This is a genomic window from Accumulibacter sp. (genome assembly GCF_023806625.1).
In the GTDB taxonomy this organism is placed as follows: Bacteria; Pseudomonadota; Gammaproteobacteria; order Burkholderiales; family Rhodocyclaceae; genus Accumulibacter.
In genome coordinates this window covers 23,994-42,007 of sequence record NZ_JAMTDX010000114.1, presented here as the reverse complement: position 1 = coordinate 42,007, position 18,014 = coordinate 23,994, and the positions used below count along the sequence as shown (strand labels likewise).

The window sequence follows — 18,014 nt, the reverse complement described above, 5'->3', positions numbered from 1 at the left end:
GGCCAGGCGGATCACGGCGTCCTTCGGGGCAAAGCGGATCGCCGCAGATGCGCCGGGTCATGCCGTGTGCTTCCTGAAGTAGCGGGGCTCCTCGAAGAGTGAGGGGACCTCCACGCGGCCGATCTCCGGCCTGTCGGGGATGACGTAGAGGATCGGGGTGATCAGTTCCTCGAAAATGCCGCGCAGGCTGCGCGCTCCGGTCTTGTATTCGACGGCAATTTCGGCGATCTGCTCGAAGACCCGCGGCTGGATGCTCAGTTCGACGCCTTCGCCGCGAAAGATCTCGAGGTACTGGCGGTAGATCGAGTTGCGCGGCACGCTGATGATGCTGACCAACATCTCCCTGCTCAGCGGGTGCAGGCTGGCGATCACCGGCAGGCGACCGGTGAACTCGGGAATCAGACCATATTCGAAGAGATCGGTCGGCTTGATCCGCCGGTTCAGCCGGTCGAGGATGTTCCGGTTGTCGTCGGCGCTCGTGGCGATGAAGCCGAAACTGTGCGTTCGCGCCATGATGTTCTCGATGCCGACGAACGCACCCCCGCAGATGAACAGGATGTTGCTCGTGTCGATGTACTGGCTGTCGCCGAGCTTGACCGGCGATCCTTCCATGATCTTGAGCAGTGCGTGCTGGACGCTCTCGCCCGAGGTCGCGGTCAGCTGGGCGGGGGTCGCCTTGAGCTTGTCGATTTCGTCGATGAAGACGATCCCGTGCTGGGCTCTGGTGACGTTGCCACCGGCCTTGTCGACCAGCCGCTGCAGGGCGGCCTCGATCTCTTCGTTGACGTACTTCGTCTGCGCCAGAGAGGTGGCATTGGCGGTCACGAAGGGAACACCGAGCATTCGCGAGAGCGTGTCGCAGAGCAGCGTCTTGCCGGTTCCCGAAGGGCCGACGAGCAGGACGTTGCTCTTCGCGAAGGTGCCGGGGTCACCGTGGAAGGTGGCGATCTTGCGGTAGTGCGAGTAGACGGCGACGGCGAGGATCTTCTTCGCCTCGTCCTGGCCGATGACGTACTGGTCGAGAAATTTGACGATCGCGCTGGGCGTGGTCTCTCTGCTGAGCAAGGCCGGCTTCCGTAAGCGGGGAGGGGTCCGGCGGGCAATGACTCACCGGCGACGAGCAAGCGCTATCTTATTCCGAAAAGCGGCTCGTTCGTGCCGTCATCTCGCCGCCGGACGGCCGCCGAGAATTTCGTAGGACAAAGCGGCGAGCAGCGTGCACGCGGCCACGGCGGCGGCGAGTGCGCTGCCGTCGGCCGAGAGCCCCTGGCCGACGGCGACGCCGACGAGCGCGGCCACACCCATCTGCACGACGCCCATCAGCGCCGAGGCCGATCCGGCCATCGCCGGATACGGCGCCAGCGCCCGGGAGATCGCGTTCGGCATGACCAGACCGGTGGCCGCCGTGCACAGGAACATTGGCGCGAGCAGCGCCCAGATTTGGCGAACTCCCGCGAATTCGAGGCCGGCCATGCCGGCTCCGGCGAGCGCACCGAGCCAGGCGCCGTATCTCAGCAGGCAGGTGCTGCCGACTCGCCGGACGAGTCGGCCCGAGGTCACCGAGCCGAGAAGGTAGCCCGCGACGACGAGTCCGAAACACGCGCCGAAAGCCTGCGGGCTCAGGCCGTGGCGGTCGGCGAGAACGAAGGACGAGCCGGAGATGAAGGCGAACAGTGCGCTGTACGAGAAGGCGAGGCAGAGCAGGCAGGCGAGATACCCGCGATCACCGAGCAGGCGGGCGAAGCCGGCGATCATCCGGTCTGGTCGGGTGGCTTCGGGATCGCGATGGACGTTGCTCTCGGCGAGCATTCGGCCGACGGCAACGAGTTGGACCAATCCGATCAGCAGCAGCACGACGAAGTTCGACTGCCATCCCAGCCAGACGGTCAATAGACCGCCGATCGTCGGGCCGAAAAGCGGCGCGAGGGCCATCGCTGCGCCGATGTAGGCGATGATTCGCGCCGACTCGCTGGCTCCCCAGACGTCGCGGACGACCGCGCGGCCGATCACCGGGCCGGCACACGCGCCGAGCGCCTGGACGAAACGGGCGAAGACGAGCCTTTCGATACTCGTCGACAGCACGCAGCCGAGCGAGCCGAGACAGTAGAGAACCAGTCCGGCGAGCAGCACCGGCCGCCGTCCGAAGCGATCGGAGAGCGGTCCGTAGATGATCTGCCCGCAGGCGAATCCGGCGAGAAAGACCGAGAGCGTCAGTTGCACCTCGGCCGCTCCGCTGGCGAACGCGCGGGCCAGTGTCGGCAATGCCGGCAGATACAGATCGGTCGACAGCGGACCCAGCGCGACCAGCGTGGTCAGCAGTGCCGCGAGCGCAATCGAGGGGCAGGGGCGGTTCATCCGGCGCACACTGCACGCAGTCGCCGGTCAGCGCGGGACCGCGGGTGATCGGCCCGGAAGATCAGCTCCTCGCGGCGTCCTCGCCCGGCAGGGTGGCTAGCGGTTCTTGAAGTCGAAAAACATCTTGAAGCAGCGGGCGAAGGCGAGCGGTGTCTCGCAGTGCTGAGCCCACAATTCGGCGGTGATCGAGAAAGCGACGTCGCCCTCGGCCTCGCGGTCCTTGACCCAGACCAGCCGGCGATCGCTGAACACTCCGGTCGGCAGCCGGCTGCGGATGAACTCCCAGACCTCGTCCAGAGTGTCGAAATTGCCGAGATCGCCGGCTCCGTCGCCGCCTTCCTCCTCTTCCACGAACACCTGATAGCGCATAGACACCTCGCCACAAAAGAGTCGCTTCGCCGGGCTTTCCTTCTCGCCGGCGATCAGCCTGCCATTATCGCCGAATCACCCCGGCACAGGGCGACGGCGCGGGCTTCCCGGTGGTGCCCGGTCACCGCTTCGATCCGCTCGCTCGCCAGCCGCCGCCACGCGTGCCGGGACCCCGCGAGATCGCTCGACGCCGGCGTGGCGGGTTCACCCCGCCTGCAGGGCGGCGAGTTCCTCATCGCTGAAGCCGGCAGCCCGGCGCGCAGCGAGGTTGAACGGCCCGCGCGGCCTCGGCGCCTGGAAACGCTCGGCGAGGTCGGCGTAGCAGCCGATCGGGTCGAGACCGCGCGCCCGGCAAAGCCACCCGAACCAGCGGTTGCCGATCGCCACATGACCGATTTCATCGTCGAGGATGACTTCGAGAATCGCCGCACCTGCTTCGTCGCCGGCGCTTCGCAGCTTGTCGCGAATCAGCGGGGCCGCGTCGAGGCCGCGTGCCTCGAGTGTCCTTGGCACCAGAGCCAGTCGGGCGAGCAGGTCGCCGCTGGTCTTGCGGGCCATTTCCCAAAGACCGTCGTGGGCGGCGAAGTCGCCATAGGCAAAACCCAGCGTCTGCAGGTGGCGGCCCAGCAGCCCGAAGTGCGCGGCTTCGTCCCGGGCGACACCCAGCCAGTCGCGGTAGAAGTCCTCGGGCAGACCGTCGAAGCGCCAGGTGATGTCGAGAGCGAGGTTGACCGCGTTCAGCTCGATGTGGGCCAGCGAATGGATCAGTGCGCCGCGCCCCGCGGTCGTGTGCACCGAACGCTGCGGGACCAGCGCCGGCGGCACGAGGCGTGGCCGTGCGCACCGTCCGGGGATTTCTCCGGGAGTCAGGCCGGTGGCCTCGGGACTGGCGAATCGGGCGTCCGGGGCGTCGAGATCGATCGCCTCGACGGACGCGCACTTGACCCACGGATCGGCTTCACGGAGCCCGTCGAGGGCGAGCTGGCGGAGGTTCATCCGGCCGTTTCCGCGCACGGAGCGGCGACGAAGCCGTAAAGCGTGGCCACGTCAACGCGGCGCAGCCGGATCAGCGGCAGGCAGTGGCCCTGCCAGCAGAGATGAAGGGGCTGGCTCTTCGCGGCGGGCGGTCGCTCGATGAAGCCGAGCAGACTCGCCTCGTCGGCGCTCTCGCCGTCCGCCGAGCGGATCAGGCGGACGATCGACGGCAGATCACGGTCACAGACCAGCCCGATGCCCTGCGGGATTTCGAGCAGCAGGCTGCCCTCGTCGTCGAGCGCCGCGCCACGAATCTCGCTGACCACCGTTCCGACGTGCGTCTCGAGACAGGTCTCCGAGGCGAGGTGGACAACCCATGGCGTGTACTCGAGGTCGACGAAGACTCTCTGGGGACCGTTCTCGACGAAGTAATTCCCAGACTCGTCGTGTGTGTATCGGCGGTTCAGGAAGTCGATCAGGCCGGCGTGGCTGACCGGCTCGCTGCGCAGTCGCCAACGGCCTCGGCGATCGAGGGAGAGCCAGCCGTAGCACGCCGGCACGGCCGGCCAGCGCCGCCCCGCTCCAGCATGCTCTGGCGGGCTGTCGCCGCGGTGCAGCGGGTTCACCGACTGCCCCGATCGACCGTCATCGTTCAGAGCAGTTCCTCGACGTCGCCGCCGATCACCCCGGGCGTGACCGCCGGGGCGTAACGCCGGACGACCTGTCCCTGGCGGTCGATCAGGAACTTGGTGAAGTTCCACTTGATCGCCTCGCTGCCGAGCAGTCCGGGTGCTGCCTTCTTCAGGTGACGGTACAGCGGATGGGCATCGTCACCGTTGACGTCGACCTTGGCGAACATCGGGAAACTGACCCCGTAGTTCTTGCGGCAGAAGCTGGCGATTTCTTCGGAGCCGCCCGGTTCCTGTCCGCCGAACTGATTGCACGGAAAGCCGAGCACGACGAATCCGCGTTCGGCGTAGCGCCGGTAGAGCGCCTCGAGGCCTTCATACTGTGGCGTGAAGCCGCAGTGGCTGGCGGTATTGACGATCAGCAGGACCTTGCCGGCGTACTCGCCAAGGGACTGGCTGCCCCCTGCGAGGCGCTCGGCGGTGAATTGATGGATGCTTGCTTCGCTCATTTTCAAAGTGGTCTCCACGCGGCGCACAGTCGGTCGGCGAGCGACGCGCGAGCGCGCGCCAGCACCGGGAATCACTCGTCCAGTTCATCGAGCGGCACGCAGGCGCAGAACAGGTGGCGATCCCCATAGACGTCGTCGATGCGATTGACACTCGGCCAGAACTTGTTCGCGGCAACCCAGGGCAGGGGGAATGCCGCTTCCTTGCGGCTGTACGGCCGGTTCCAGTCGCTTGCCGCGAGATCGGCCTGGGTGTGGGGCGAATGCTTCAGCGGGTTGTCGTCTGCCGGCCACTCGCCTGATTCGATCCGCCGGATCTCGTCGCGAATGCCGATCATCGCGGCGACGAAACGGTCGAGTTCGGCCTTCGACTCGGACTCGGTCGGTTCGACCATCATCGTTCCCGGCACCGGGAAGCTGACTGTCGGTGCATGGAAGCCGTAGTCCATCAGGCGCTTGGCGATGTCGATCTCCGAGACGCCGGTCTGTGCCTTGATCGGTCGGATGTCGAGAATGCATTCGTGGGCCACGCGGCCGTTCCTGCCCCGGTAGAGAACGGGGTAATCGGCGTCGAGGCGGCTGGCGATATAGTTGGCGTTGAGGATCGCGACTTCGGTGGACCGGGTCAGGCCCTTGCCGCCCATCATCGCGATGTACATCCACGAGATCGGCAGGATCGACGCCGAGCCCCAGGGTGCCGCGGCGACCGCTCCCTGTCCTGCATGCGGGCCGCTCACCGGCTGCACGCAGTGGTTGGGCATGAACGGCGCGAGATGCGCCTTGAGACCGATCGGCCCCATTCCGGGGCCACCGCCGCCGTGGGGGATGCAGAAGGTCTTGTGCAGATTGAGGTGGCTGACGTCGGCGCCGATCAGCGCCGGTGAGGTCAGCCCGACCTGCGCGTTGAGGTTCGCCCCGTCCAGATAGACCTGCGCGCCGTGACGATGGACGAGTTCGCAGGCTTCGCGGATCGATTCCTCGAAGACGCCGTGTGTCGAAGGGTAGGTGACCATCAGGCAGGCGAGGTTCGTCGCGTGCTCGTCGGCCTTCGCGGCGAGGTCGGCGAGATCGACGTTGCCCGATTCGTCGCAATCGACGACGACGACCTGCAGACCGCACATCTGCGCGCTCGCCGGATTCGTGCCGTGCGCCGAACGGGGGATCAAGCAGACGCGGCGATGCGCTTCGCCGCGGCTCGCGTGATAGCGCGAGATGGCCACCAGCCCCGCGTACTCGCCCTGCGCGCCGGAGTTCGGCTGCATGCAGATGGCGTCGAAACCGGTGATCACCTTGAGCCAGGTCTCGAGTTCGGTGATCATCTGCAGGTAGCCCTGCGCCTGGTCGATCGGGACGAAGGGGTGAAGGTCGGCAAACTCCGGCCAGGTGACGGGGATCATCTCGCTGGTCGCATTGAGCTTCATGGTGCACGATCCGAGCGAGATCATCGAATGATCGAGCGCCAGGTCGCGATTCTGCAGCTTTCTGAGATAGCGCAGCAGCGCGTGCTCGGTGTGGTGCGTGTTGAACACCGGCTGAGCGAGGATCGCGTCGCCGCGCAGAAATTCTGCCGGCAGGCTGGCGTCGCGGTCGCGGACGCGCTCGTCGAGCGCGTCGATGTCGACCATTGTCGCTCCAGAGATCAGCTCGATCAGGCGCGCGACGTCGGCCCGCGTCGTTCTCTCGTTGATCGAGATTCCCAGGACGTCGGGCGAGACCAGCCGCAGGTTGTAACCCGCTTCTCGCGCCGCCTGCCACGCCTGCGCAGCGCGATTGCCGAGGGTGACGCGGAAGGTGTCGAAGAAATGTCGCGTCTCGACGCAGAGCCCGCCGGCTCGCAGGCCCTCGGCGAGGATCGCCGCCAGGCGGTGGATCCGCCCGGCGATCCCGCGCAACCCGTGCGGACCGTGGTAAACGGCGTACATCCCGGCGATGTTGGCCAGCAGGACTTGCGAAGTGCAGATGTTCGAGTTGGCCTTCTCGCGACGGATGTGCTGCTCGCGCGTCTGCAGGGCCATGCGCAACGCCTTGTGGCCGCGTGCGTCGACTGAGACGCCGATGATCCGTCCAGGCACCGAACGCCGGTAGGCGTCGCGAGTCGCGAAGAACGCCGCGTGTGGTCCGCCGAAGCCGAGCGGGACACCGAAGCGTTGAGCCGACCCCACGGCGATGTCGGCACCGAGTTCTCCGGGCGAGCGCAGCACGACCAGAGCCATCAGGTCGGCGGCGACGACGGTGATCGCTCCACGCGCGCGGACTGCCGCGATCGGCCCGCTGAGATCGCTCACTTCGCCGCGGTCATCGGGATACTGGAACAGGGCACCGAAGACCTCGTGCTGCGCAGCCTCGGCGGGCTCGCCGAAAACCAGCTCGAAGCCGAAGAAGGCGGCGCGCGTGCGCAACACGTCGATGGTTTGCGGGAAGCAGTCGCGATCGACGAAGAAGCGGTTCGCCCGAACCTTGCTCAGCCGGCGGGCCATGGTCATCGCTTCTGCGGCTGCCGTCGCCTCGTCGAGCAGCGACGCGTTGGCCAGATCGAGGCCGGCGAGGTCCATGACCATCTGCTGGTAGTTGAGCAGCGCCTCGAGTCGTCCCTGGGCGATTTCTGCCTGGTATGGCGTGTAGGCGGTGTACCAGCCGGGATTCTCGAGCACGTTGCGCAGGATCACCGCGGGGGTCAGCGTGTCCGCGTAGCCCATGCCGATCAGCGAGTGGTGGACGCGGTTGCGTCCGGCGATCTTCCTCAGCGCGGCGAGCGCTTCGGCCTCGCCGCGCGGTTCGGGGAGGATCAGCGAACCGGCGAGCCGGATCGCCGCAGGTATCGTCTCGGCGATCAGCTGTTCGAGGCTGCCGGCGCCGATCGCCGCGAGCATCGCGGTCGTCTCTTCGGCATCGGGTCCGATGTGTCGGTTGACGAACTCGTCGCGCAGTTCGAGGGCGGCGAGACACGGCGGGGGAGGGTCGGGATCGTGCGTCTGGGCGTGCATCTTCGGTTTCCGTAACCGCGGTCGGTGGTCAGGCGGCGTCGATCAACTGCGCGTAGCCGGCCGCGTCGAGCAGGCCGTGCAGATCGCTGGACGCAGCCGGGGCGATCCGGAACAGCCAGGCGCCGTAGGCGTCCTGATTGACCAGTTCCGGAGCTTCGGCAAGCGCCGCGTTGACTTCGACGATCGTACCGGCGACCGGCGCATAGACGTCGGCTGCAGCCTTGACGGACTCGACGACGGCCGCCTCCTGTTCGGCGGCGAGTTCGCTGCCGACCTCGGGCAACTCGATGAACACCAGGTCGCCAAGCAACTCCTGCGCATGATCGGTGATGCCGACGCTGATCGTTCCGTCAGGCTCGACACGAATCCACTCGTGGCTCCTGGTATACCTGAGATCGGCAGGAATGTTCATCTCTTCTCCTGAGCAGTGAGGTCCGCCTTGCGGACCAGGGACAGAAATCGAATTAGACGAGGATGTGGCCGTTCCTCACGAAACACGGCTTGACCACTCGGGCAGCCAATAGCCTGTCGCGAATCAGCACCTGCACCCGGTCTCCGGGAGTGCTGGCGAGTGGTAAACGGGCGAGGGCGATCGACTGCGCCATCGTCGGCGAGAAGCTGCCGCTGGTGACTTCTCCTTCGCCGTGCTCGGTGCGCACCGCCTGATGGGCGCGCAGCACGCCGCGGTCGAGCAGCACCAGACCGAGGAACTGGTGCCGCTGGCCGCGAGCCACAAGGCTGCTCCGGCCGACGAAGTCGCGCGGTGACTCGAGGTCGACGGTCCAGCCGAGGCCGGCGTCGAATGGCGAAACGCTCTCGTCCATGTCCTGGCCGTAGAGGTTCATCCCTGCCTCGAGGCGCAGCGTGTCGCGCGCACCCAGACCGCAGGGAGACACTCCCGCGGCGACCAGCGCAGCCCACAAGCTCTCGGCCTGCGCGGCTGGCAGCGAGATCTCGAAGCCGTCCTCGCCGGTGTAGCCCGTGCGGGCGATCATCAGCTGGCCTGAAGTGGCGGCGAAGAACGGTTTCAACGCCTCGCAGGTCGCGCGCTGTTCGGGCAGGACTTCGGCCACCTTCCCTCGGGCCAGTGGTCCCTGGACGGCGATCATCGCCAGGGCGTCGTTGCCGTTGCGGCGCTGGGCGATCGACACGGCGAGTTGCCAGTCTTCGGTGCGGCCGACCATCCACGCGAGATCCCGGTCGGCAGTGGCGGCGTTGACCACGACGCGGTAGCTCTGTTCGCCGAGGTGGTAGACGATCAGATCGTCGATCACTCCGCCCGACTCGTTGAGCATCGTGCTGTACAGGGCCTTGCCCGGGAGCTGGAGCCGGGCGACGTCGTTGGCCAGCAGGCGGCGCAGGAAGGCTCTCGCGTCGCGACCGCCGATATCGACCGCGCACATGTGCGAGACGTCGAAGACACCCGCTTCACGTCGTACCGCGTGGTGTTCGTCGATCTGCGAACCGTAGTGCAGCGGCATCTCCCACCCGCCGAAGTCGACCATTCGGGCGCCGTGCCGGCGATGCCAGTCGTTGAGAACGGTTTTTCTCATCTGATCAACCCTTAGGCACGAGTTTCTCGAGTCGATTCCTGAAAAAGAAAAGGGGCGAACTCGCGAGGAGTTCACCCCCCTGTCCAGGTACCTGAGAGATTGTCGGGCCGAAACCGAAGGTCTCGGCCGTCCTTGCCCCGTCGGTGGGCGCCAGGGCCGGAGCCTGCGCCGCTCTCCAGAGTTTGCCGCACGAACGGTCCGTGTGCCTGAGCGTTTGCGGGTGGTGTGCGCCTTCGGCGGCGGCGTCGCCGCTCTCTCCCGTTCGCCGCGCCACTATAGCGCGGGCCATGCTCTGCCCGCAAGTGGAAGGCGGGGAAAGCTGGGCGCCCGGGGAGCAGCACGCCGATCAAGAGTGCGTTGAGCCTTGGGGTGACAGTTGGCGGAGTCTTTTGTGAAGGCCTGCACCGCTGCCTGACGGGGGGTCGGTCGCATTACTCCCGCATCGGGTCGGGTGCGCATCAGGAACCAGGTGGCGCGCACCGCAGTCAATGCTTCACAGAATCGCCAAGGAGGTGCTATAATTTTTATAGTGGGCCTGGAAAGGCCCGTCGGATCGCTGGCTGCGGAGGCTGCTTCCTCGCTCTGTTGCCGGCGCCAGCTGGGGTGCGAGGGAGCGAAACTGTCAGTTTTTTTTACATGGCGTGTTTTCCAGCCAACAAGGAACTTTTTAACAGTTTGCTTTCAAAAGGTATTGTCGGTTTGGCACGGGTTTTGCTTAAGATTCTCGTGAGTCAGGTGTTCTCGATGGGGGGGACGGTGGTCGTAGCACGTTCCCCAAAGACCAGGACTTGCAGGGACTTTTTGAAACCCTCATCAGCCGGTTCTCGCCACAGACTGGTGATTGAAACGAAGGAGTTGTCGATGAATGTATCTCAAAGCAAAAAAAGAATAGCTCTCGCCGTGTTGGCCCTGGGGGCTTCGGGGGTGGTTCCGGCAGCTGCGTGGGCAACGGGAATCACCGGTGTCAGCATCAGCGGTCCTTATGTGCTCTGGAGTGACATCGGGGGGGTGCTGTACCCGACGGTCAAGGCCCCGGGCGGTCCGGTCGGCCAAGCCGAGATCGATGCTCTGGCGGGGAGCCGCTCGGCGCCGGGCGGCAACGTCGAACTGAACAAGTTCGGCGGCGGATATCTTCAAGGTGCTGGCTTCACGACGCTGAGCGGCGATGACGGCAGCGGGCATAGCGTCACGTTGAGGAGTCTGCAGCAGGGGGATTGGGGCAGTAGCAGTGCGCCGACGCCGCTGACGCTGAGCTACATCAATGGCGCGGCACAGTCGATCGGCATGACGCTGGATCAGAACGGGCTGGACGAAGCAGTGCGCCGCTTTTTCATCGCGTCGATCCCCTGTCCGGCAGCCTTGGAAGGGTGCGCACCCTGGCAGCTGGTCAGTGACCCAAACATCTCGTACGTCGACATCTTTCCGACGAAGGTTCATGTCGGTCTGGCCGGCTTCCTGAACGCTGGCCCGATTCTCCAGGCGATGTTTCCGAACTCTCCTGTTCCTGTTCCGGCTGAGGCGCAGGTGAGCGAAGTGGTCGGGGTCACGTTTGCGGGAGTAAGCGAGTTTCTGTTTGGATTCTCGGGGACAAATTCCGGGGTCTATGCCGCAGGCGACACTGGAAGACCTTTCGAGTTGCGGTCGTATTCGGGCAACTACGATGTCGCGATCCCCGAGCCGGAGTCGCTGGCGCTGCTCGGTCTCGGCCTGGTGGGGCTGTTCCTGGGTCGCCGTCGCCAATCCTGACTGCGGCTGGTGGGGCCCGGTAACCTCGAGCGTCGGGGTGCCGGCCGGGTGACCTGCCGGAACCTGGGAAGGTTCCGGCAGGTCGGCGGTTGCGGTCGGACGGAGACCGTGGTCAATCGATATCGGGCCGGACCTCGGGTGACGGCTGTATGAGGGAGGTGGCCGTGGAGTTCGCGGTCCTTTTCGGCGCCTGTCTGCTGATTTCGGCGGCGGTCATCGCTGTGGCGGCGGCCCTGGCTCGTCAGTTAGGGATCGTGGATCGGCCGGGCGGGCACAAGTTGCACGTCGCGGTGACTCCCTTCGTGGGCGGCTTCGGGGTTTTCGCCGTACTGGTCTGCGCCATGCCGGTCGCCCGGTTCCTGTCGGGTGGCGTCGCGGGCGGCCTTGACGTCCCGGCCATACACGGCATTCTTCTGGCCGCGGGGTTGGTTTTCGTCACCGGGTTGGCCGACGACGTCTGGCTGATCGGGTTCAAGCCGCGTCTCGTCGTCCACGCGCTCGCCGCGCTGTGGATGGTCTATGTCGGCGATGTCCAGCTGCGTTCCCTCGGCGAGCTTTTCCCTGACGTGGACGTCGATCTCGGCGTCTGGGGACTGCCGCTCACGGTCTTCGCGACGATCGGTCTGATCAACGCGATGAACATGATCGACGGCATCGACGGTCTGGCGGGGTCGGTCGGCCTCGTCAGCCTGGCGCTCCTCGGGCTGGTCACCGGTCTCGGAGGCGGCGGACCGTATCTGGTCCTGATCGTCGCTCTGATCGGCGGACTGGCCGGGTTCCTGTTCTTCAACCTGCGTTATCCGGGCAACCCGCGGGCAAGGGTCTTCCTTGGCGACAATGGCAGCATGCTGATTGGCTTCCTTTTGGCTTGGCTGTTCATCGCCCTTTCGCAGGGGGAAGAGCGCGCGGTGATGACTCCGGTGACCGCTCTGTGGCTTTTCGCGGTCCCGCTGCTGGACACGGTGGCGGTGATGCTGCGCCGCCTGTGGATGGGTAGGTCGCCGTTCCGCGCCGACCGGCACCATCTCCATCATCTCTTCGCTCGCGCCGGCTTTCGGGTGTGCGACATCGTCGCCTTCGCCGCCTTCATGCAGCTGGTGTTCGGTTTCGTGGGGATCGCCGGACTGCTCCTGGGCGTACCGGAATCGGTGATGTTCGGACTGTTCCTCGGCGTCTTCGCGGCTTATACGCTGGTCATCCTCAGGCCCTGGCGCCTGGTCCCCTGGCTGCGCCGGGTCAACCGTCGCTTCGGCTGGCCGTCGGTTCAGGTTCGCGGCATTTTCGTCGGGTACCTGCGCAAGGACCACTGCCCGGAACTGGTCAGGGCCATTGCCGCCGGTCTCGGCAACCGCTACGACTACCAGTTGAGCGTCTATGAGCTGGATCGTTCTGCGTCCGACGGTCGCAATGCCTACTGTGTCGTGCACATCCGAGCCGAAGGCGACGAGCAACTCATCGGCCGGATTCGCCGGGATGCGCAGCGGCTGAAGGAAGGCATCGGTCGTCGGCACGGTGTCGACGTCCGGTTGTACATGGGACGGAACAAGGAGAACGACTCGCGCAGGGTCTATGCGCCGATTGCTGGGGGTGGCAGCCGGATCGGCGATCGCCGGGGCCTCAGGGCGAGCCCGATCTATTGCATCGAACGTGGTGGCTGTGCCGTGTTCAGTGACCGCCAGGGTTTCGAGCTCAGCGTCCCACCTGCGGGAAGGTGAACGGAAGATGTTTACGAGGATTCTCACCGTGTGCACCGGCAACATCTGCCGGAGTCCTGCTGCGCAGTTTCTGCTCAGACAGCGGATCGAGAAAGCCGGCCGACGGGTCGAGGCGCGTTCGGCAGGCACCGGCGCGCTGGTCAATCATCCGGCCGAAGAAGCGACTTCGGCGATGCTCGGTGCCCGAGGAATCGACCTCAGCAGTCACCGGGCCAGTCAGCTCACCCCCGAGCGCCTTCGCTGGGCCGAGCTGGTGCTGGTGATGGAGAAGCATCATCGGGACGCCGTGGTGACCATGGACCCGACGGCTCGGGGCAAGACCTTTCTCCTGGGTCACTGGACGAAAACCGAAATCCCGGACCCCTATCTCCGTGACGACGCAGCGCACGCCAAAGCGCTCGACCTCATCGAAGAGGCGATAGAGCCCTGGGTCAGCAAGCTGCGCTGAACGGTACAGGACTGCACTCTCGGGGAATTCCCCCGGCCGTGAAATAGGACACTGACCGGGGCGGTTCGCTGCGCTATCCTCCTTTCGTGCTCCCGGAAGGCTTCACCGCCGGGCCTTGGCGGCGCTGGCGCGCGAGGGCTCGCTCAAACCGGCTCCCCCACGCGTTCGTTGGTCGCTCGTTGGCACGGTCGGCCGGCCGTCCGTCGGACAGGGCCGGGGGCGCTTGGCGCGATCGCGATCGCCGAGGTACACTTCGCCGCTTCGGCGATCAGGCATTCTCTGAAACTGGAAGGACGGGAACGACAGATGAGGAATTCGGCATGACGCTGCTGTGGGCTTTGCCTCCGGCGAACCGGAGCCTGCTGCTCGGTCTGGTCGCGGGGGCTCTGGCCGGGTGCACGATCATTCCAGGCAACCAGAACTACTGGAACCGCGAGGAGTCGGACGTCCGCCTTCCGGTCCAGCAGGCCGACGAACTCGTGCCCGCCAACGTCAGGATCAGGCCGATCACCGCCGAGCTGATCATCGATCTGTTCAAGGCCGCCCGGCCGCCGGTGGGCGACGGGACGAGTTCGGCGAAGGCGGCCGGTCGCGACAACCCGCGCTTCGTCGGCGACAACCCGGGTTCGGTACCCGAATACCGACTCGGGCCTGGCGACATCATCTCGATCATCGTCTGGGACCATCCGGAACTGACGATCCCGGCCGGAAGCTTCCGGACGGCCGAGCAGGCGGGCACGGTGATCGCCGAGGACGGGACGATCTTCTATCCCTACATCGGGGTGATCAAGGCCGGCGGCAAGACGACCAGCGAGCTGCGGGCGATCCTCGCCGCCAAGCTCGCCAAGTATATCGAGCGCGTGCAACTCGACGTACGGATGGTCGCGTTCCGCAGCCAGCAGGTCTATGTCGTCGGCGAGGTGTTCAAACCGGGGATTCAGCCGGTGAACGACGTGCCGATGCGCGTTCTCGACGCGGTCAACCGTGCCGGAGGCTTCACACCCGAGGCCGATTTCAGTCGTGTCCTGCTCACCCGGCGCGGCACGACCTACCTGGTCGACGTCCAGTCGATGTACGACTACGGAACCAGCGAGCAGAACGTGCTGCTCGAAGACGGCGACATCGTGAATGTCGCTGACCGCAGCTACAACAAGATCTTCGTCCTCGGGGAGGTCACCAAGCCTGGTTCGCTGGTCATGAACAAGAAGCGGTCCACGCTTGCCGAGGCGCTCAGCGACGCCGGCTACATCAACCAGACGACGGCCGATCCACGGTACATCTACGTGATGCGCGGGGATACCGACCAGCCCGAACTGTTCCACCTCAATGCCACCATGGCCGACGCGATGTTGCTTGCCGACCGTTTTCCGCTTCGTCCTCGTGACATCATTTACGTCGATGCGGCCGCGGTTGTGCGCTGGCAGCGCGTGATCAGCAATATTCTGCCGACCGCGCTGATGCTCAACTACACCAGCCAGACGTATTACCCACTGTTTGGCGGAAGGCAGCCCAACCGCTGATGGCCCGGACTGACCGGAACGCGAACGGTCTCGCGCCCCGCGGTCAGACACGGCACGCTGCTGACGGCGCCATGTCTCGAGAGCGCCCGTACGGCCAGTCAGTCGCAGGAACGGAAGACCCATGGACAACGACCTTCTGAAAGGCAATTTCACACCCGCCGGCGTCCCGGCAGCGACCGGCACGCCGATGGCTATGCAGCCGGCGCCGATAGAGCAGGAGGAGGAAGGTCTGGCGCTTGGCGAGATCATCGCCGTGCTCATGGACTATCGCTGGTTGATCGCCGCGATCTGCCTGGTTTCTCTGCTCGCCGGCGTCGCCTGGGTGCTCGTCGCCAGACCGGTGTTCAAGGCCGACGGTCTGCTCCAGGTCGAGGAGAAGAGTGCCGGGCTCGGCTCGCTGAAGGCGCTGCAGCCGCTCCTCGGGGACGATACGACGGTTACCGCCGAGATCGAGATCCTCGGTTCGCGGATGGTTCTCGGCCGGGTGGTGAGCAAACTGAAGCTCGACATCGTTGCCGTTCCGCGGACGCTGCCGCTGATCGGCGGAGCGATTGCCCGCCGCTACCAGGGTGAAGGGCTCAACTCCCCGTGGCCGGGCCTGTCGCGTTTCGCCTGGGGCGGGGAAAGGATCCAGGTCGATTCCTTCGACGTGCCACCGGCGCAGCTCGACGAGAAGCACAAGCTCGTTGCCGGAGAGGGAGGGGCCTTCGAGGTGTTCGACGACGACAACGAACGCGTGCTCGAGGGAAAGGTCGGTATGCGCGCGAGCGGGCAGGGTTACTCGATTTTCGTCGCTGAGCTCGTTGCCCGGCCGGGCACGCAGTTCAGGCTGATGCGGCTCGCGCCGGAGACGGCGGTCGATGCGTTGCGCCGCGATTACTCGGTCAAGGAACGCGGCAAGAAGTCGGGCGTACTCGAACTCAGTCTGCTCGGCTACGAGCCCGAGCGGATCGCCCGCGTACTCGACGACGTCCTCAACACCTACGTCCGCCAGAACGTCGAGCGGCGCTCGGCGGAAGCGGAAAAGACGCTGAAGTTCCTCGACAACCAGTTGCCGGCACTGAAGACGCAGCTGGACAGCGCCGAAGCCGCATACAACAACTACCGGCAGAGCCGGGGTTCGCTCGACCTCAGTCTCGAGACGCAGGGCATCCTCAAGTCGCTCGTAGACGTCGAGAACGCGGCCGTTCTGCTCAAGCAGGAGCGCGACGAACTGCGCCAGAGCTTCACACCCGAGCACCCGAGAATCCAGGCCGTCGAAAGCAAGCTGCAACGGCTCAACGACCGCCGCAAGCAGTTCGAGGCCGACGTCGCCCGCCTGCCCGACACGCAGCAGACGATCCTGCGCCTGGCGCGCGACGTCGAGGTCTCGAATCGCTTGTACACCGAACTGCTCAACACCGCGCAGCAGTTGCGTGTGGCAAAGGAAGGAACCGTTGGCGACGTCCGGGTGATCGACAGCGCGGCGGTGGGTCGAAAGCCGGTCGGCGTGCCGCCGCTTGGCATCCTGGCGATTTCTCTGCTGCTCGGCCTGCTGCTCAGTCTGGTCGTGATCTGGGTGCTGCGCGCGCTGCGAGTCGTCGTCGAGGATCCGGAGACGATCGAGACGCAACTCGGACTTCCCGTCTACGCGACCGTGCCGCACAGCAAGATGGAGATCGACCTGCACCGGAAGGCGCAGGGCGGCCGTGGCGGCGAACTGCTCGCCGTATCGTATCCGCAGGAGGACGCCGTCGAGAGCCTGCGCGGCCTGCGCACGACGCTGCATTTCGCCCTGCTCGACGCGCAGCGGAATTCGCTGCTGATCACCGGTTCGAGCCCCAGCCTTGGCAAGAGCTTCATCTCGAAGAATCTCGGCGCCGTTCTGGCGCAGGTCGACAAGGACGTGGTACTCGTCGATGCCGACCTGCGGCGTGGACACCTGCACAAGGAACTCGGCATCGAGCGGGCCGTCGGGTTGTCCGAGTATGTCGCCGGCCAGGCTTCGCTCGACGAGATCCTCAAAGCGACAGCCGTTCCAAGGCTCTGGGTGGTGACCACCGGGCAGATTCCGCCCAACCCGTCCGAACTGCTCATGCATTCACGGTTCGAGACGCTGCTCGCTGAACTCGGTGCCCGCTTCGACACGGTGATCGTCGATGCGCCGCCGGTCCTCGCGGTTTCCGATGCGGCGATCATTGGGCGTCATGTCGGGGCGACACTGATGGTGGCGCGCGCCGGGAAGCACCCGATCCGCGAACTCGATCAGGCGGTCAGGCGCCTCGCCCAGGCGGGGGTGCAGGTCAAGGGCTTCGTCTTCAATGACCTCAATGTCAGCCGTCAGGCTTACCGCTACGGCTACAAGGGCTACGTGTATCGCTACTCATACCGGAACTAGCGGTGATCCGGTCGACCGGGTGATCCGACGGCGAGTCGTCGCCGGGCTTCGTAGAGGCAGATCCCGGCGGCAACCGAAACATTGAGACTGGCCACCGAGCCGTGTAGCGGAATGCGCAGCAGTTGGTCGCAGGTCTCGCGGGTCAGCCGGCGCAGCCCGCTCCCTTCGGCGCCAACGACCCAGGCGCTGGCGGCGGGCCACTGGGCGGAGTGGATGTCCTCGCCAGCGTCGCCGTCGGTTCCGATCACCCAGATGCCGCGTTCCTTGAGTTCGCGCAGGCAGCGAGCGAGGTTCGTCACCGTCAGGTAAGGTACCGACTCCGCCGCTCCGCTGGCTACCTTGATCGCCGCCTGGGTCAGGCCGACCGCGCGATCGCGCGGAGCGACGAGCGCGTGGACGCCGAAGGCGTCGGCGACGCGCAGGCAGGCGCCGAGGTTGTGCGGATCCTGGACCCCGTCGAGGACGAGCAGGAATGCGGGTTCGTCGATCGCTGCGAGCACGTCGTCGAGGCTCACTGGCTGGCGCGTCGGGTCGACCGTTGCCACGACTCCCTGGTGTCTCGCTCCGGGCAGCATCGCGTCGAGGCGCTGACCGTGCACCGCCAGGACACGCACCGCGGCGAGTTGCGCCTGGGCGACGAGGTCGCGCAGGCGTTGATCGTTGCGCGCCTGATCGATCTGGATTTCGCGTACTGACGCAGGGTCGTGACGCAGGCGGGCGAGGACGGCGTGAAAGCCGAAGATCAGGCGGGAAGGCGAAGGCATCGGTCGGGAACGGGGCTGGAGGAAAGGGTTGGCGCAAGGCCAGCGGAGAAGCGGGTGATTCGCCAGGGAAGTC

The 18,014-nt window shown here is 65.9% G+C and carries 15 protein-coding genes and 2 riboswitches; of the genes, 5 read left to right on the top strand and 10 right to left on the bottom strand.

Features of this window, described 5'->3' with window-relative positions:
* Positions 1-57: 57 nt before the first annotated feature.
* From NFW05_RS18435 to gcvT, 9 genes are all read right to left on the bottom strand, one after another.
* A complete protein-coding gene (locus tag NFW05_RS18435) occupies positions 58-1,065 on the bottom strand; it encodes an AAA family ATPase (RefSeq protein WP_295310258.1) in 1,008 nt (335 codons plus the stop codon).
* A gap of 96 nt (positions 1,066-1,161) precedes the next feature.
* The gene (locus tag NFW05_RS18430; protein WP_295310256.1) at positions 1,162-2,355 is read right to left on the bottom strand and encodes a multidrug effflux MFS transporter; all 1,194 of its coding nucleotides are present in this window, start codon (positions 2,353-2,355) and stop codon (positions 1,162-1,164) included.
* Between the two features lie 96 nt (positions 2,356-2,451).
* Complete coding sequence (locus NFW05_RS18425; RefSeq protein WP_295310254.1) at positions 2,452-2,724, bottom strand: hypothetical protein; 273 nt, start codon at positions 2,722-2,724, stop codon at positions 2,452-2,454.
* 204 nt (positions 2,725-2,928) lie between these two features.
* Positions 2,929-3,720, bottom strand: a complete 792-nt coding sequence (locus NFW05_RS18420; protein ID WP_295310252.1) for a ferritin-like domain-containing protein — start codon at positions 3,718-3,720, stop codon at positions 2,929-2,931.
* The gene (locus NFW05_RS18415; protein WP_295310250.1) at positions 3,717-4,325 is read right to left on the bottom strand and encodes a DUF2946 family protein; all 609 of its coding nucleotides are present in this window, start codon (positions 4,323-4,325) and stop codon (positions 3,717-3,719) included. Before NFW05_RS18415 ends, NFW05_RS18420 begins: the two co-directional genes overlap by 4 nt.
* Positions 4,326-4,351: 26 nt before the next feature.
* Positions 4,352-4,837, bottom strand: coding sequence for a glutathione peroxidase (locus NFW05_RS18410; protein ID WP_295310249.1), 486 nt, complete (start codon positions 4,835-4,837; stop codon positions 4,352-4,354).
* A gap of 71 nt (positions 4,838-4,908) precedes the next feature.
* The gene (gene gcvP, locus NFW05_RS18405) at positions 4,909-7,818 is read right to left on the bottom strand and encodes an aminomethyl-transferring glycine dehydrogenase (RefSeq protein WP_295310247.1); all 2,910 of its coding nucleotides are present in this window, start codon (positions 7,816-7,818) and stop codon (positions 4,909-4,911) included.
* 28 nt (positions 7,819-7,846) lie between these two features.
* The gene (gene gcvH / locus NFW05_RS18400; protein WP_295310245.1) at positions 7,847-8,230 is read right to left on the bottom strand and encodes a glycine cleavage system protein GcvH; all 384 of its coding nucleotides are present in this window, start codon (positions 8,228-8,230) and stop codon (positions 7,847-7,849) included.
* Positions 8,231-8,282: 52 nt separating this feature from the next.
* A complete protein-coding gene (gene gcvT / locus NFW05_RS18395; RefSeq protein WP_295310243.1) occupies positions 8,283-9,371 on the bottom strand; it encodes a glycine cleavage system aminomethyltransferase GcvT in 1,089 nt (362 codons plus the stop codon).
* A 69-nt stretch (positions 9,372-9,440) separates the two neighbouring features.
* Positions 9,441-9,559: riboswitch (glycine riboswitch) on the bottom strand.
* Positions 9,560-9,642, bottom strand: a riboswitch (glycine riboswitch). It lies immediately after the preceding riboswitch.
* 590 nt (positions 9,643-10,232) lie between these two features.
* Here gcvT and NFW05_RS18390 point away from each other — a divergent pair.
* The 5 genes from NFW05_RS18390 to NFW05_RS18370 all read left to right on the top strand — a co-directional run bounded on the left by NFW05_RS18390 (position 10,233) and on the right by NFW05_RS18370 (position 17,177).
* Positions 10,233-11,117, top strand: coding sequence for an NF038130 family PEP-CTERM protein (locus NFW05_RS18390; protein ID WP_295310241.1), 885 nt, complete (start codon positions 10,233-10,235; stop codon positions 11,115-11,117).
* 164 nt (positions 11,118-11,281) lie between these two features.
* Positions 11,282-12,832 (top strand): MraY family glycosyltransferase, encoded by a 1,551-nt coding sequence (locus NFW05_RS18385; RefSeq protein ID WP_295310239.1) that lies wholly within the window; start codon positions 11,282-11,284, stop codon positions 12,830-12,832.
* A gap of 7 nt (positions 12,833-12,839) precedes the next feature.
* Positions 12,840-13,280 carry a low molecular weight protein-tyrosine-phosphatase gene (locus tag NFW05_RS18380; RefSeq protein ID WP_295310237.1) on the top strand — a complete coding sequence of 147 codons (441 nt, stop codon included), beginning with the start codon at positions 12,840-12,842 and terminating at the stop codon, positions 13,278-13,280.
* Between the two features lie 320 nt (positions 13,281-13,600).
* Positions 13,601-14,800: a polysaccharide biosynthesis/export family protein gene (locus NFW05_RS18375; protein WP_295310235.1), complete on the top strand. Its 1,200-nt coding sequence runs from the start codon at positions 13,601-13,603 to the stop codon at positions 14,798-14,800.
* Positions 14,801-14,921: 121 nt separating this feature from the next.
* Positions 14,922-17,177: a polysaccharide biosynthesis tyrosine autokinase gene (locus tag NFW05_RS18370; RefSeq protein ID WP_295310233.1), complete on the top strand. Its 2,256-nt coding sequence runs from the start codon at positions 14,922-14,924 to the stop codon at positions 17,175-17,177.
* On the opposite strand, the gene rlmB is transcribed toward NFW05_RS18370, so the two are convergent.
* Positions 17,174-17,941: a 23S rRNA (guanosine(2251)-2'-O)-methyltransferase RlmB gene (gene rlmB / locus NFW05_RS18365; protein ID WP_295310231.1), complete on the bottom strand. Its 768-nt coding sequence runs from the start codon at positions 17,939-17,941 to the stop codon at positions 17,174-17,176. The two genes, NFW05_RS18370 and rlmB, sit on opposite strands and share 4 nt — an antisense overlap.
* Positions 17,942-18,014 lie beyond the last annotated feature (73 nt).

Excerpts from the sequence above, each read along its gene's own strand:
- NFW05_RS18430 (WP_295310256.1), bottom strand. The coding sequence starts at position 2,355 with ATGAACCGCCCCTGCCCCTCGATTGCGCTCGCGGCACTGCTGACCACG.
- NFW05_RS18425 (WP_295310254.1), bottom strand. The coding sequence starts at position 2,724 with ATGCGCTATCAGGTGTTCGTGGAAGAGGAGGAAGGCGGCGACGGAGCC.
- NFW05_RS18420 (WP_295310252.1), bottom strand. The coding sequence starts at position 3,720 with ATGAACCTCCGCCAGCTCGCCCTCGACGGGCTCCGTGAAGCCGATCCG.
- NFW05_RS18410 (WP_295310249.1), bottom strand. The coding sequence starts at position 4,837 with ATGAGCGAAGCAAGCATCCATCAATTCACCGCCGAGCGCCTCGCAGGG.
- gcvP (WP_295310247.1), bottom strand. The coding sequence starts at position 7,818 with ATGCACGCCCAGACGCACGATCCCGACCCTCCCCCGCCGTGTCTCGCC.
- gcvH (WP_295310245.1), bottom strand. The coding sequence starts at position 8,230 with ATGAACATTCCTGCCGATCTCAGGTATACCAGGAGCCACGAGTGGATT.
- gcvT (WP_295310243.1), bottom strand. The coding sequence starts at position 9,371 with ATGAGAAAAACCGTTCTCAACGACTGGCATCGCCGGCACGGCGCCCGA.
- NFW05_RS18390 (WP_295310241.1), top strand. The coding sequence starts at position 10,233 with ATGAATGTATCTCAAAGCAAAAAAAGAATAGCTCTCGCCGTGTTGGCC.
- NFW05_RS18380 (WP_295310237.1), top strand. The coding sequence starts at position 12,840 with ATGTTTACGAGGATTCTCACCGTGTGCACCGGCAACATCTGCCGGAGT.
- NFW05_RS18375 (WP_295310235.1), top strand. The coding sequence starts at position 13,601 with ATGACGCTGCTGTGGGCTTTGCCTCCGGCGAACCGGAGCCTGCTGCTC.
- NFW05_RS18370 (WP_295310233.1), top strand. The coding sequence starts at position 14,922 with ATGGACAACGACCTTCTGAAAGGCAATTTCACACCCGCCGGCGTCCCG.
- rlmB (WP_295310231.1), bottom strand. The coding sequence starts at position 17,941 with ATGCCTTCGCCTTCCCGCCTGATCTTCGGCTTTCACGCCGTCCTCGCC.